At 65.4% G+C, this 14,923-nt stretch carries 10 protein-coding genes and 2 tRNA genes; 10 read left to right on the forward strand and 2 right to left on the reverse strand.

All coding sequences use genetic code 11. The features are described 5' to 3' along the window. The first annotated feature begins 135 nt into the window (after positions 1 to 135). Together ACO6D6_RS02220 and dnaG are read left to right on the forward strand one after the other, a co-directional pair. Positions 136 to 744, forward strand: coding sequence for a response regulator (locus ACO6D6_RS02220; RefSeq protein ID WP_484782911.1), 609 nt, complete (start codon positions 136 to 138; stop codon positions 742 to 744). Between the two features lie 21 nt (positions 745 to 765). After that, positions 766 to 2,601, forward strand: a complete 1,836-nt coding sequence (gene dnaG / locus ACO6D6_RS02225; RefSeq protein WP_484782912.1) for a DNA primase — start codon at positions 766 to 768, stop codon at positions 2,599 to 2,601. On the opposite strand, the gene ACO6D6_RS02230 is transcribed toward dnaG, so the two are convergent. Continuing rightward, positions 2,510 to 3,313: a sigma factor gene (locus ACO6D6_RS02230; RefSeq protein WP_484782913.1), complete on the reverse strand. Its 804-nt coding sequence runs from the start codon at positions 3,311 to 3,313 to the stop codon at positions 2,510 to 2,512. The two genes, dnaG and ACO6D6_RS02230, sit on opposite strands and share 92 nt — an antisense overlap. A 131-nt stretch (positions 3,314 to 3,444) precedes the next feature. On the opposite strand from ACO6D6_RS02230, the gene ACO6D6_RS02235 reads away from it, so the two are divergent. The 8 genes from ACO6D6_RS02235 to ACO6D6_RS02270 all read left to right on the forward strand — a co-directional run bounded on the left by ACO6D6_RS02235 (position 3,445) and on the right by ACO6D6_RS02270 (position 14,753). Further along, positions 3,445 to 3,930, forward strand: a complete 486-nt coding sequence (locus ACO6D6_RS02235) for a hypothetical protein (protein WP_484782914.1) — start codon at positions 3,445 to 3,447, stop codon at positions 3,928 to 3,930. A gap of 18 nt (positions 3,931 to 3,948) precedes the next feature. Further along, entirely contained in the window at positions 3,949 to 4,674 is a 726-nt protein-coding gene (locus ACO6D6_RS02240) for a histidine phosphatase family protein (RefSeq protein WP_484782915.1), read from the forward strand. A gap of 59 nt (positions 4,675 to 4,733) precedes the next feature. Next, a tRNA-Asn gene (locus ACO6D6_RS02245) sits at positions 4,734 to 4,806 on the forward strand. Positions 4,807 to 5,011: 205 nt separating this feature from the next. Further along, the gene (locus ACO6D6_RS02250; protein WP_484782916.1) at positions 5,012 to 6,313 is read left to right on the forward strand and encodes an extracellular solute-binding protein; all 1,302 of its coding nucleotides are present in this window, start codon (positions 5,012 to 5,014) and stop codon (positions 6,311 to 6,313) included. After that, a complete protein-coding gene (locus ACO6D6_RS02255) occupies positions 6,310 to 7,236 on the forward strand; it encodes a carbohydrate ABC transporter permease (RefSeq protein ID WP_484782918.1) in 927 nt (308 codons plus the stop codon). Before ACO6D6_RS02250 ends, ACO6D6_RS02255 begins: the two co-directional genes overlap by 4 nt. Positions 7,237 to 7,242: 6 nt before the next feature. Beyond that, on the forward strand, positions 7,243 to 8,085 hold the full coding sequence (locus ACO6D6_RS02260) for a carbohydrate ABC transporter permease (protein WP_484782921.1): 843 nt from the start codon (positions 7,243 to 7,245) through the stop codon (positions 8,083 to 8,085). 22 nt (positions 8,086 to 8,107) lie between these two features. Next, positions 8,108 to 9,382, forward strand: a complete 1,275-nt coding sequence (locus tag ACO6D6_RS02265) for an ABC transporter ATP-binding protein (protein WP_484782923.1) — start codon at positions 8,108 to 8,110, stop codon at positions 9,380 to 9,382. Positions 9,383 to 9,896: 514 nt separating this feature from the next. Further along, on the forward strand, positions 9,897 to 14,753 hold the full coding sequence (locus ACO6D6_RS02270; protein WP_484782925.1) for an SdrD B-like domain-containing protein: 4,857 nt from the start codon (positions 9,897 to 9,899) through the stop codon (positions 14,751 to 14,753). 56 nt (positions 14,754 to 14,809) lie between these two features. Here ACO6D6_RS02270 and ACO6D6_RS02275 read toward each other — a convergent pair. Further along, positions 14,810 to 14,883 (reverse strand) — tRNA-Ile (locus ACO6D6_RS02275). Positions 14,884 to 14,923 lie beyond the last annotated feature (40 nt).

Consider the following 14,923-nt stretch of genomic DNA (forward strand, 5'->3'; position numbering starts at 1 on the left):
GGTGGTCGACGACGGTGACGGATACGCGGGGGGAGAGGGCAACGGTCTTACCGGGATGCGGGAACGGGTGGCCGCGGCCGGCGGTGAGTTCCGCTGCGGCACATCCCCGCTCGGGGGTTTCGAGGTGGTGGCGATGTGGTGATCAGGGTGCTGCTCGCCGACGACCAGGCTCTCGTCCGCGGGGCCATGGGGGCGCTGCTCGACCTCGAACCCGACATCGAGGTGGTTGCCCAGACCGGGCGGGGCGACGAGGTGGTGGCCGCGGCCCGGGAATCCGGGGCCGATGTGTGTCTGTTGGACATCCAGATGCCCGGTATCGACGGCGTGGAAGCGGCCCGGCAGGTCCGGGACCAGCTTCCCGGGGTGCGGGTGGTGATGGTGACCACCTTCGACCGCCCCGGCTACCTGAGACGCGCACTGGATGCGGGGGCCGTCGGTTTCGTGGTGAAAACCACCCCGGCGGCGCGGCTCGCCGAGGCGGTGCGGCGCGCCCACGCGGGTCTTCGTACCGTGGATCCGCAGCTCGCCAACGATCTGCTGTTCAGTGGCCCCAACCCCCTGACCGCCAGGGAACAGGAGGTGTTGCGTCTGGCCCGGGACGGGGAACCCGTCGCGAGGCTGGCCCGGAAACTGTTCCTGTCCCCGGGCACGGTGCGCAATCACCTGTCCAGCGCGATCGGCAAGACGGGCGCGGCCAACCGGGTTGAGGCGGCGCGGATCGCCACCGAACGCGGCTGGTTGTGAACCCGCACTACACTTCCCGCCATGGCAGGGCGGATCAACGACGAGGACATCGCACTGGTTCGGGAGCGCTGCCGGATAGATGACGTGGTCCGCGACTACGTCGCCCTGCGCTCCGCGGGCGGTGGGTCATGGAAGGGGCTGTGCCCGTTCCACGACGAGAAGACCCCGAGTTTCACCGTCACCCCGTCGCGTGGTTTCTTCTACTGCTTCGGGTGCGGTGAGGGCGGTGACGTCATCACCTTCCTGCAACGCCAGCAGAACCTCAGCTTCACCGAGGCCGTGCAGACCCTGGCGGACCGCGCCGGGATCACCCTGAGGATCACCGACGACGGTCAGGGACCCGGCCAGCCGCCGGGACAGCGCAAACGCATCCTCGAGGCGAACGCCGCCGCCCAGGAGTTCTTCGCCACCCAGCTGGCCTCCCCGGAGGCCGTGACGGCGCGCCAGTTCCTCGACCAGCGGGGTTTCGACCGGGCCGTCGCGGAACAGTTCGTGCTCGGCTACGCCCCCCGTGGCGGGCACGCGCTGAGGCAGGCGCTCACCTCGAGGGGTTTCGACGAGGCCACGCTGAGGGCGGCGGGACTCGTGCGCGACGGTGGCCGTGACTTCTTCTCCGGAAGGCTGCTGTGGCCGATCCGCGACTCGGCCAGCTCGGTGCTGGGTTTCGGCGGTCGCCGGATCTTTGACGACGACCGGTTGCCGGCCAAGTACATCAACACCCCCGAAACCCCCGTCTACAAGAAATCCCACGTGCTCTACGGCCTGGACCTGGCCCGTAGGGCCATCGGGAAACGCGCGCAGGCGGTGGTGGTCGAGGGCTACACCGATGTGATGGCCGCCCACCTGTCCGGGGTCGACACCGCCGTGGCCAGCTGCGGAACCGCCTTCGGTGACGATCACGCCCGTATGCTCCAGCGTCTCCTCGGCACCCATGACGGGCTGCACGGTGAGGTGGTCTTCACCTTCGACGGCGACGCGGCGGGACAGAAGGCAGCGTTGAAGGTTTTCCAGGGGGACCACCACTTCATGGTCCAGACCTATGTCGCGGTCGAACCGTCGGGGCTCGATCCCTGCGACCTCTGGCAGCGCGACGGGGAGGCCGCGGTCCGGGAGCTCGTCGGCAGGCGGATCCCGCTGTACCGGTTCGTGATGTCCAACGTCCTGAAGGGCTACGACCTGGAACGCGCCGACGGGCGCCTGGGTGCGCTCCGCGAGGCCGCCGGATTGCTGGGTGCGATCCGTGACCGATCCCTGGTGAACCAGTACCTGAGGGAACTGGCCGACATGCTCGGCATGGACCTGGAGGACGTGCGCCGGGAGGCCGCGAACCGGTCCCGCCGCGCCCCGGGCGGCAGCGCCGAGCGGTACTCGAACCCGAGGCCCGGCAGGACCGACGCGGACTGGCCCGATCCGAACGACCCTGCGCTGCGGTTGGAACGCGACACCCTGAAGCTGATGCTCCAGTACCCGTTCACCTTCGACCAGGCCTGGAACTCGGTTCGGCCCGAGCAGTTCACCCACCCCGGCTATGCCGCGGTGTTCCGGGTGATCTCCGCAACCGAACCGGGGGACGGCTGGACGGAGGAGCTGCGACGACGCTGCCCCAACGAGCTGGTGCTCCAACTGCTCGTGATGCTGCTCGTCGAACCCCTCCTGCGACAGGCGGACGAGAACTATTCCCTGGCCCACACGAACCGGCTCCAGCTGGCCGATCTGTCCCGGCGGATAACCGGACTGAAATCCAGGCTCCAGCGAACCGATCCCGTCAAGGAACCGGAACCGCACAAGGCGATGTTCGAGGAGCTGACCGGGCTCGAGCTGCGCCGCAAGCGGCTCCTGGAACAGAACCTTTCCTGAGGACCTCGATCCGGCAGCGTTCCGCGTCCAACAGTTGACGCGCCTCCCCAAGGGCGCGTTCCTCGATGCGTTTGACGCTCGTCGCCGACATCCCGAGCGCGACCCCCACCTGGTCGCGGGTGTGGCAGGCGGTCCCGATCCCGAAACGCAGCCTCAGAACCAACCCGCCAACCCCCAACAGGTCGAGGAAATCCATGGAGGAGGACTCGACCACCTCGAAACCGCCGTCGCAGGTCAGGAGACGGGACGGCGCCTGGTCCAGGTCCGTGAACTGCACCGGGCGGCGGCTGCCGTCGGCGGGTCTCACCAGGTCCAGACTCCCGCACCGGGTGCGCACGGCACGCCCCAGGGCCCGTGAGACGTATTCGTGGGCGAGGGTGCTGAAACGCATGCCGCGCCCGTGATCGAAGTGCCGGATGGCCTCACCCAGTGCCAGGCACCCCTCCTGGAACAGGTCGTCGAGGGGCAGGCCCGTGCGATTCGCGGCCCGGCCCGCCAGTTTCATGACGAGCCGGAGGTTCCTCCGGAAGAGGGTCTCGCAGGCCCGGGAACCATCCTCGACCACCCGTCTCAGCGCGCTGTGGGGGTGGCGGTGGTCGCCGGTGGCGATCAGGTGCTCGGCGTAGAGCCCCGCCTCGATCCTCCTGGCCAGGTTCTTCTCCTCCTCGGCGCACGGCAGCGGGGCCGGGAAAACGAGTTTCGTGGTGTCCATGACCGGAACGCTGCCACCGCGTGAGGACCGGGACCAGAGCACCGGGAAGGATCGCCAACACATCGGGGAGAAGTGACAACACCCGACCGCCCCGGGGAAACACCCAACCGTTTCGCGGGCACAATTGGTCCATGCCGAACAGAACACGCCACATGCCCCATCGCCCGGATGTGGAGGCGGTCACCGGAGCCCGGGGCCGCACGCTCGGGTGGGCCGAGGGGCCCGGGGGAGTGGTGGTGGCCACCACGGGCATGCTCGTTGCGCGACTCGACGGTCGGTGGCGGGGCTGGGGATGGGACGAGGTGCTTCGCGGGGGATGGCGGGAAGAGGGATCCGCGCTGTTCTGGGAAGCCGGTGGGGAACGCTTCGAATGTGTGCTCGACTCCCCGGGGGAGCTGTTGTCGATCTTCCGGGAACGGGTGCTCGCGTCGACGGTGATGACCTTCAACCACGACCTGCCACGCGGGGCCGTGCAGATCATCGCCCGCCGCAACCTCCTGGACGGGGACGTGACCTGGCTGGCCAGCGCCAGCGGTGGGGCCAGTCTGGAGGATCCCGGGACGGCGGCCTTCGTGGTGGCAGAGACCGATCGGCTGAGATCCGAGTACGGGTTCTGAACGGTAGGTTCTTCCCTCGTGGACATCATCTTCATCAGGCACGCCGAATCCATCAACAACAAGACCTGGGCGGAGAAACGCGACGAGACACTCAGGGTGCCCGACCCCGGGCTGACCGACCTCGGAGTGAGCCAGGCCGGGGCGCTGGCCGACTGGTTCCCGGGGTTCGTCCCGCACCCGACCCACTTGTTCTCCTCGCCGTTCATGCGGGCCCTGAAAACGGCGGCCCCCCTGGCCGAGGTCCTCGACATGGAGGTGACGGTCAGGAGTGATCTGATGGAACGCAGCGGACCGTTCGTCGGCCCGATCACGGATCACCGCCACCATCCGGGATCGCCCCGCTCGGTGCTCCAGGAGGTCTCGCCCCGGATCGTGCTACCGGAGGAGGTCACGGAGGAGGGTTGGTGGAAGGGACCGTTCGAGACCCTCGAGCAGGCCATCGAGCGCGCCAACGACCTGGTGACGTGGCTGCGCCGGGACTTCGACCCCGACGACTGCGTGGTGCTCGTCAGCCACGGGGCCATCGGTTCCCTGTTCGCAACCGCCCTGTTCTGCCCCTCCGAGCTGACCCGGCGTTCCGGCCAGATCGTGGGGGAGACCTCGAGCTGGTTCGCCCTCGACAACACCTCGGTCTCGTGGTTCCGGTTGTTCCCCGGGAATGACACGGAGCTGCGCTGCTTCAACCGCGTCGATCACCTCGTGCTGACGGGTGTGGAGAGCGCCACCATGCTCCAGCCGAGCTGATTGGCGTTCCCGGGGAGACCCTGCTAGAGTCTCTCCGCGTGGCCAGCAGGCCGTGATGATCCCTGGTAGCTCAATTGGCAGAGCATTCGACTGTTAATCGAAGGGTTACTGGTTCGAGTCCAGTCCGGGGAGCTGCATCTTCTGCGCCCCGACCGGGTGAAACCTCACCGGGCGGGGCGTTCGTCGTTTCCGGTGCCGCGCGCGGTCCTCCCGCCCGGGCACGCGAACACATGCCAAGATTTGGATTTTTTTCTCCCACACGGCCCGGATTTCCTCTAGGGTGACGAGAACACGCAGTTTCAACGCAGAGAGAACTTTGCAGTTCGTGAGGAGAACGATGAGGTTCAAAACCAGGGCAGTCGCGTTTCTGGCGACCGCCGCTCTGATTGCTCCGGGTTTGGCGGCGTGCTCGTCAGGATCGGGGGGAGGTACGACGCTGACATGGTTCATAAACCCTGACGGCGGTGGGGCCTCCGCGACCGGGGGCGGGCAGGCGCAGCTGGCGGCCGAGTGCAGTGCGGCTTCCGGCGGCGAATACACCATCAGGGTGGAGCAACTACCAAACGATGCCTCGGACCAGCGGCAACAGCTCATCCGGCGCCTGGCGGCCCACGACTCCGGGGTCGACATCATGAGCCTGGATCCTGTGGTCGTACCGGAATTCGCCGAGGCCAACTACTTGGTGGATGTCCCCGAACAGTACAAACAGGACTTCACCGCGGACCGGGTGAAGGGCTCGTTGGACGCATCCAACTGGAAGGGCAAGCTGGTGGCGGCACCATTCTGGGCCAACACCCAGCTGCTGTGGTACCGAAAGTCAGTGGCCCAACAGGCCGGACTCGACATGACCCGGCCCGTCACCTTCGACCAGCTGATGGAGGCCGCCAAGGCAACCGGCAAGGACATCGCGGTGCAGGGCAAGCGCTACGAGGGATACACCGTCCTCATCAACGCGCTGGTTTCGGGAGCCGGTGGGAAGATCGTCGAGAACGAGGGCGCCACCGCCGAGGACACCGAACTGGGACTCGACACCCCGGCCGGCCAGCGGGCCGCGGCCCTGATCTCGAAACTCTCCCACTCCGGGGTCGTCGGACCTGCGATGTCGTCGATGGACGAGACCATGTCGCTCAACATGTTCCAGGCCGAGGACAGCTCGGGATTCATGCTGAACTGGCCCTACGTATACGCTGCCATGAAGGCCAACGGGGTTTCCTTCATCGACGACGTCGCCTGGACCACCTATCCCCGGGTGGACGCGGACAAGGAATCCGCACCGCCGTTCGGTGGGATCGAGCTCGGGGTGAACTCGGCCTCCCAGAAGCAGGATCTCGCCTGGAAGGCGATCAAGTGCATCACCAGCGAGCAGCACCAGAAGGACTACATGCTGGGCACCGGTAACCCGGCCTCCAGGGCGGCGGTCTTCGATGATGCCGAGATCCGTGAGAAGTTCCCGATGGCCGACGCCATCAGGGAGTCGCTCGACGCCGCGGTCCAGCGGCCCCGAACCGCCTACTACGGGGATCTGTCGACGGCGATCCAGCGCACCTGGTCGCCGCCCGACTCGGTGGATCCGGCGACCACACCGAAACAGTCCACCGAACTGATCTTGAAGGTTCTCAAGGGGGAGGCGTTACTGTGAGCAAGTCCAGTTCCGGCAAGTCACGCATATCGGATCGCGCCAGGGAGGAACGCAGGCTCGGTTGGAAACTCGCCGGCCCGGCCTTCGTGATCATGGTCCTGGTGACCTTCTACCCGATCCTCCAGGCCGTCTACAGCTCCCTGTTCAAGTACCGGCTCACCGATCCCGGGGCGCAGAAATTCGTGTTCCTGGGGAACTATCTGATCATCCTGCGCGACCCGCTCTGGTGGCAGGCCTTCGGGACCACGGTGTTCATCACCGTCGTCACGGTGGTGGTCGAACTCGTCCTCGGGTTCCTGATCGCCCTGGCGATGGCCAAGATCATCCTCGGCCGCGGATTGCTGCGCACCATCGTGCTGATCCCGTACTCGATCATCACCGTGGTCTCGGCGTTCTCCTGGTTCTACGCTCTCGCCACCGACACCGGATTCGTCGATCCCCTGCTGCACAGCCTGAGCTTCGGGGTCTTCCCCAAGGACTTCAACTGGTTCGGCGGGTTCTGGACCTCCATGGTCCCGATCTGCGTTTCCGAGATCTGGAAGACCACACCCTTCATGTCGCTGCTGCTGCTGGCGGGCCTGACCCAGATCGACTCGGCCATGGAGGAGGCCGCGATCGTCGACGGCGCCACGTGGGGCGAACGGATGCGGCGCGTCGTGCTGCCCAACATGAAGTCGGCGATCATGGTTGCGCTGCTGTTCCGCACCCTCGATGCCTTCCGCATTTTCGACAACATCTTCATCATGACCGCGGGCAGCCACGACACGGCCTCACTGTCCCTGGTCGCCTACAACCAGACCATCTCGCGCACGGAGGTGGGCCTCGGCTCAGCTGTCTCGGTGTTGCTGTTCCTGTGCGTGGTCATCATCGCAGTGATCTTCGTCAAGGGCTTCCGCGTGGACCTCGCCAAGGGAAGGAGGTGAGCGGAGATGACTCGTGAACTCACCGCTGGCCAGAAGTTCTGGCAGCTCATCGCAACCATCGCGATCATCGTCTACACGATCATCCCGCTGATCTGGATCGTCAACCTGTCGCTCAAACCGAGCGCGGACCGCGCCGACGGCAATTTCTGGGCTGTGCACCCCACCTTCGAGAACTACGAGCTGATCTTCACCGGGGGTGCGAAGGACCTGTTCCTTCCCGCCCTGCTCAACTCGATTCTGGTGACTCTCGTGGCGACGCTCATCGCCGTGATCCTGGCCACCTTCTGCGCCTACGCCATCGCCAGGCTCGATTTCCCGGGCAAGCGGCTCATCCTCGGCACCGCGCTCACGGTTTCGTTCTTCCCCGTGATCTCGCTGGTCACCCCGCTGTTCGACCTGTGGCGTCAGATCCACCTGTTCGACACCATCCCGGGATTGATCCTGCCCTACCTGGTGTTGACGCTGCCGCTGTCGATCTGGACCCTTTCCGCTTTCTTCCAGCAGATTCCCTGGGAGATGGAACAGGCCGCCCAGGTTGACGGTGCGAGCAGCTGGGAGGCGTTCCGCAAGGTGATCGTGCCCCTGGCGGCACCCGGGGTGTTCACCACCGCGATCATCGTGTTCTTCACGGCCTGGAATGACTTCGTCTTCGCGATCTCGCTCACCAGCGACAAGGCACGCACCGTTCCGGCGGCGCTGGCCTTCTTCACCGGCGCCAGCCAGTTCGAGTCACCCACCGGCGCCATCTGCGCCGCGGGCGTCGTCGTGACGGTGCCCGTGGTCGTGCTCGTTCTCATCTTCCAGCGCCGGATCGTCTCCGGCCTCACCTCTGGCGCAGTCAAGGGCTGACCTCGACAAGGAGCAGAAAGTTATGGCCCAAATCACCCTCAAGAACATCGTCAAGGAGTACGGAGACGGTTTCAAGGCCGTCAACGACGTCAACCTGGACATTGCAGACGGCGAGTTCATGATCTTCGTCGGCCCGTCCGGCTGCGGCAAGTCGACGACCCTGCGCATGGTCGTCGGACTGGAGGACATCACCTCCGGGGAGCTTTTGATCGACGGGAAACCCGTGAACGATCTGGCCCCCAAGGACCGCAACCTGGCCATGGTCTTCCAGAACTACGCCCTGTACCCGCACCTGACGGTCCGGGAGAACATCGCCTTCCCGCTGCGCCTCAACCGCAACAAACTCCCGGAACAGGAGATCCGGAACCGGGTGGATCAAGCGGCCGAGATGCTGGAACTGACAGAACACCTGGAACGCAAACCCGCCAACCTGTCCGGTGGCCAGCGGCAGCGCGTCGCGATGGGACGTGCGATCGTCCGGGAGGCCGATGCGTTCCTCTTCGACGAGCCGTTGAGCAACCTCGACGCCAAGCTGCGTGGCCAGATGCGCACGGAGATCTCCCGCCTGCAGCGCCGGCTGGGCATCACCACCATCTACGTCACCCACGACCAGACCGAGGCCATGACCCTGGGGGACAGGGTCGCGGTGCTGAAACGCGGGGTGCTGCAGCAGTGCGCCTCCCCGAGGGAACTGTACGAGGAACCGGTGAACCTGTTCGTCGCGGGTTTCATCGGGTCGCCGCCGATGAACTTCCTGCCCGCCACGGTTCGGGAGGGTCACCTGGAACTTCCCATGGCCACCGTCCCCATCCCGGAGAGCGCCCGCGAGGACCTGGCCGGCAAGAAGGTCGTCATCGTCGGGTTGCGTCCCGAACACATCAAGGACGCCGACGTGGCAACTCCCCCCGCAGGGGCGGTGGTCTTCAGCTCGGTGGCCGACGTCACCGAATGGCTCGGCAATGAGCAGTACGCCTACATCCCGTTCCAGTCCGATCCCTCGGTGCAGAGCACACTGGAGGAACTGGACCGGGACCTCGACGGCGAGGGCATGCGCACCCAGTTCATCGTCAACCTCGACCCCAGGTCCCAGATCCTGGAGGGTGAGGAGGCCAGGCTCTACTTCATGCCGGAGAACATGATGGTCTTCGACCCCGAATCCGGCCGCAACCTGACCCGGAACGAGCAGAACGCCCAGCGCATCGCCGAGCGTTCCGAAACGGCCAGGAAACGCGCCTTGGAGCGGGCCAAGCTCCAGGAGAGCGAATCGGCCAAACCCCGGAGGGGCGAATCGCGGTAGAGCAGCAATCACCCGTCCGCAGGAACCTGCGGACGGGTGATTTTCATGCCCACGCCCGGGCCGAGGCGGCGGCGGATAGGCATCTGTGCTCCTCCGAACTGTGCTGGACAATCCTCGGTTCCACCACCTTGATCCTCGATAAACCGACCGGAACCATCGAACTCGCCCCGCCCCACGATTCGGCGGAGAAGACGTCCCCGGGGGAAACGCCGCGCCGAGCATTCAGGCCGCCCTCAAGATGGATGAGACCATCGACAGGACTCTTGAATAGGTCGACGGCGCCACCGAGATCCGGGAGGTCTTCCGGCTTTGGGGCTGACCTCGCAGGGAAGCGGTTCGTATTCCCCGGACGGATGGGATCGGGGAACGTCCCTGAACGCGATTCACCGCATGGAATCTGGTTTCCCCAACCTTTTGGTTAGTGTCGAACGATGTTTGCGGTTATGATGCAGCTGCCTGATTTTCGCCGGTTCCCGGCGACAGGTGTCTAGTCGATGCGCCCAAGGGGGAAGAAATGGCTCTGAAGACGGCTGGCAGGTGGAGAACACGTGCCCTCACCATTCTGGGGATTGGTGCCCTGCTCGGGGCGATGTCCCCCGTGACCGCACACGCCGCCCCACAACTGAGCATCGATGTCACGGTCAAGAGCGACGGCACCTCGTCATTCGATGCCGACGACTCGGCGGGAAACGACTCCAGCGCAACCAACGGAATTGTCCGGGTCAACGACAGCATCACCTACAGGGTCCAATACGGGGTGAACCTGGATGCCGGGGACAACACCACCGTCAAGATCGGTTTCCCCAAGGGAATCTACATGGAGGAGCTACCCGGATTCTGCACGGGTCCGGGATCGGCCCTGACCCCGGAGAAACTGCCCACGCCCCAGCTCCCGTTGTCGGCGAACTCCTTGGATTCCATGCCTGAGCAGAGCCTCGTCTGCAATCTCGGGAGCAAGCCTGCTGCCAGCTCTGATTTCTTCGATTTCACGGCCAAGGTGAGCAATCTCGTGCCCAACGGAACCGCCCTACCGCTGGCCTCGGCCGAGCTCGCCGCGGATGGCGCGACCACGGTCTCCAGTCCCACGGTGGCCACCGTTACCGCCTCCTCCCGGTTGAAGTGGGACATCTCCAAGAACAGCATTTCGCCCACGCGGAACCAGGGTTACGTGTATGGCCCCACCAACACCGCCTGTCCATGGGACAAGTCCGTGACCTGCAAGATGACCGCCTACACCGCGCTCATCGGCGCTCCTGCCGGTGGGAAGGGAGCCATGCCCGCGACAGGGGACATCACGTGGACCGACGACGTGACTCCCGAGGCGATGTATCCCGGGTTGGACGCAGGAAAGATCGCAGCCATCAAGGCGGACCTGGCGAAGTACGGCAGCCGCGTCTACCCGTACGACTACTTCTACAGCGCGCCCGGCCCGAAGATCGGTGTGAGCGGTGGAACCCCGTTGAATTCGGTGAGGGACTCGGGAAAGGTTGAAATCACCCAGGACGGCCCGGGACAACCCGCCAAGTTCACGGTCAAGAATGCCGACATGACCCTGTGGACCTACCCGAGACAGACACTCAGGCCAGCCGGGAACGCCATCCCATCGGACACGGCCTACGCGGTCTCCACATCGTTCATCGTCTACACGCCCGTGGCAACCATCAAGGATTTCGGTGTGGAGGCGGACAACACCTGGACCCTTGCCACCAAGAACTCCTACACCAACCTGAACATAACCGGCCTGACCCCCGCGGATGTTCAGACCAGCGCTGCGCCCGGTGACGACTCGCAGGACGAGAAGGACTGGAACAATCACCGCAGCACCACTCCCCAGGTCAGCCTTGGGACGGGTTTCTCCAAGTCCTTCGAAGGTGTTCCGGGAAGCCCGGGGAACATGAGCGCACAAAAATTCAGTCCATCGGATTCATCCCAGGGTGAAGGACCAGCGGGAGGCGCCACCCGGATGTCCGGGGGCATCACCGTTGCTCCCACCCAGGACATCCAGTCCCAGCTCGAGATAGTCGGGAGCAATCCCGGATTCCCCGGAAAGATCAGCGCCCTGATGTGCGATTCCTGGGACAGCTCACGTCTGCGACTCGAGGCCAGGAACGTCCCGGCCAGCACCGACCCCAACGCTCATTTCCAAAAGGTTGCCTCCGCAGGCGCACCTGTGTGGGTTTCCGGCTACAACAATGCCTTGGTGAACGGCAGCGCCACCTACGCGACGGAATCCTCCCAGGTACCCAGCATCCAGGTTCAGTACTCCGCGACGCCCGGGGGCAATGGTGAGGCCTCGGAATGTGGCGAGGCCCAAGGTCCTTGGTACGACGATCCGGCCGCTGTCCCGGGCAATGATCCGGATCTGCTGGCCCGGGGGGTTTATTCCGCGGTTTCCCGGGTGCGCATCTACACGGTGCTGCCCGAACCCGTCGCCAACAACGAGACGGTCGGCGTCGGGGTCCGGATGGTCGTGGCCATCAGCCACGAGGTGGTCGACTCCGGCCGCCCCACCGGCGACATCCTGCCGAACTGGGGTGGTGTGAAGCGGGTCAACATGGCGGAACTGACCAAGCAGGAACTCTTGGACCACAGTGCCGCGTGGGGGCGTTCCAGCTACGATCCGGCGAACCACTCCGGCCAGTACGGGGATCGTCTCATCCTGGCAGCCGCCCAGGTCCGGGTTGACAAACAGGTCCGCAAGGGAACCTCCGGCGATTTCAGCTCGGTTCCCCCGCAGGTGACCGGCGGCGACATCGCCCAGTTCCAGCTCGCTGCTTCCCTGACCTCGCCGGCCCAGGTTCCCGGCATCCTGAAGGACGTGTGGGTGGAGGACTGTCTCCCCACCGCCGCTTCTTTCACCTCCGCCTCGATCAGTCCGGCCGTGGTCTCCGAGGGTTCCACCCCTGCCGATGCCAAACGCCCGGCCTGTGACGCGGGGGAGACCTACCTGCGATGGGTGTTCCCCGGTCACGAGGTGAACAAGGCCATGGAACCCATCATCGTCACCACCGAGATCTCCCCGGCCGCGGTCAACGGAACGTACATCAACGATGTCGTGGTCTGGGCCGAGGACGACGCCTCCACCTTGGAACAGCGCACCGATCATGCGGAGATCGTCACCGCGAATCTGGCCGGGATCAAGCTGCAGAAAAAGGCCCTGACCCCCGTGACCCAGGTGAACCTCCCGGGCCAGACCACCAATGAGCCGAACAAGTGGCGGGTGCGCCTGACCAACACGCTGCCCAGCCCCGAGGCCGACAGCGTGAAGAACCCGGACGTCATCGATGTCCTGCCCCGCAACGGCGTCACCACCGGTTTGACGGGTGTGACCGAGACGAAGTACTCCGGAACCTTCGAGTTCCAGTCGGCTGCCATCACCAAGGGCACAGCGGCTGCGAAGGTTCTCTACACCTCGGCCGGTGATGTGAACCAGGACCCGGATGACGCCAGCAATTCCGCGACGGGAAGCACCACGTGGTGCGATTCCCCGGCGGGCGGGAATGCGGTCTACGGAACGGGCACCTGCCCGGCCGCGGCCTCCGAGGTCACTGCCCTGCGGGTGATCCAACCCGGTTCATTCGGTTCCGGTGAGGTTCTCGAGTTCGACATCACCATGGTCGGGATCGGGAACGCCGAGGGAGACATCTACACCAACAAGGCGTTCGCCCGGGCAACTGGTTTCCAGTTCCCCGTCGGTCCGATCGCCCGCACGGAGCAGGTCATCAGCAGCAGCATCGGCGACCGCACCTGGCTGGACATCAACCGCAACGGAATCCAGGATCAGTTCGACGGATCGGACGAACCGCCCGTGGCCGGGGTGGAGGTCAGCCTGAAGGGAACCGACGACCTGGGCAACGCGGTCCTGCTCAGCACGAGAACCGACGCCCAGGGCGCCTACGGCTTCCCGAACCTGCGGGCCTCCGACGCGGCCGGATACACCGTCACCTTCGGCAAGGCGGGAGACGGTTTCACCCAGCAGACAGCCGGATCCGACACCGCTCTCGACTCGAATGCCGATACCACCACCGGCCAGAGCGCTCCTGTGGTGCTGCCGGAAAACACCGATGATCCGACCATCGATGCGGGCTACGTTGCCAGTGGTGCTCTCACCGTGACCAAGCAACTCGAAGGACAGGGCGTGGCTCCCTTCGCGGGCGGGGACGAGTTCACCTTCTCCGTGGTCTGCACCCTGGACGGCAAGGAGGTGCTGAACAAAGCCGACGTCAAGGTGAAAGTCGGGGACGGCGCCACCTCGGCCGACAGCGACCCGATCACCGGGATCCCGGTCGGCAGCGTCTGCGTGGTCACGGAGACGGACGCCGCAGATGCCGATCCGCAAGCACAGCCCCCGTCCAGCACCGTGACCATCGGTTGGGATGCTGACGGATTGGTGGGCCAGAGCGTCAAGGCGTCACTCACCAACTACTACTCGGCCGGAAAGGTCAAGGTCACCAAGGAACTGGCCGGGGATGCGGCAGCGGTGGAGGCCGCCAAGGAAAAGGAATTCACCGTCACCGTCACCTGCCAGTTGCCTGATGCCAACGGTGCGGCCGGGACGACCGTGTTCAGTGGTCCCGTCAAGCTCAAGGGCGGGCAGAGCGTCACCGTCACCGACGCCACCGGGGCGGAGGCCAGGCTGCCGCTGGGTGCGCGCTGCTTCGGTGAGGAGACGGACACCGGAGGAGCCACTAGTCACGAGGTGACCCCGGGTGACTGGGCCAACGCCATCCCGGTTGAAACCGACGATCCGAACACGATCTCCGAGATCGGCATCAAGGTCGTCAACACCTTCCTCAACCCCCCGGAGGTGAAGGTGACCAAGGAGATCCAGGACACCCGGCAGGAAGGCCAGGACGCAACCACCACGTACAGGATCACGGTGACCAACACCGGAATCCGGGCGGGCTCCTACGACCTCAGCGACACCCCCGCGCCCGGGGAGGGGGTTTCCATCGAGAAGGTCTCGCTGGTTTCGGTCGAGGGTGGTCCGGTGGCCAATGCCGGTTTCGACGGCGTCACGGACAAGGTCCTTGCAACCAACCAGGCCATTGAGGCAGGTGCCTCTCACACCTTCGTCATCGAGGTTCGTGCAAAGGTGTCCGCGGCAATCACCAAGACGGCCGCTGACTGCACACTGGATGCGGGGGAGAACGGGACGGGAATGTTGAACCGGGCCACCCTCACCCACGGTGGGGAGCAGTCCTCGGCGCAGGCCTGCACCCCGGTGTCTCCTCCACCTCCCGTGGTGTCGCCGAGCCCCTCTCCGTCTCCTTCGGGACCGCCGTCTCCGAGCCCATCGGTGTCTCCGAGTCAGCCGGTCTCCCCGAGGCCGGTGCCCGTCAGGCCCGGATTGCCGAAGACCGGTGAGTGAAAAACACTGAAGACGGGGCCCGCAGGAATCCAGTTCCTGCGGGCCCCGTCTTTTCGTGGGGCGTGCGGGGCTCGAACCCGCGACCCAGGGATTATGAGTCCCTTGCTCTGACCGGCTGAGCTAACGCCCCGGCTCGATGGCACAGTCTAGCGTCGATGCTCATGCCGTGC

Source organism: Arachnia sp. (assembly GCF_057238465.1).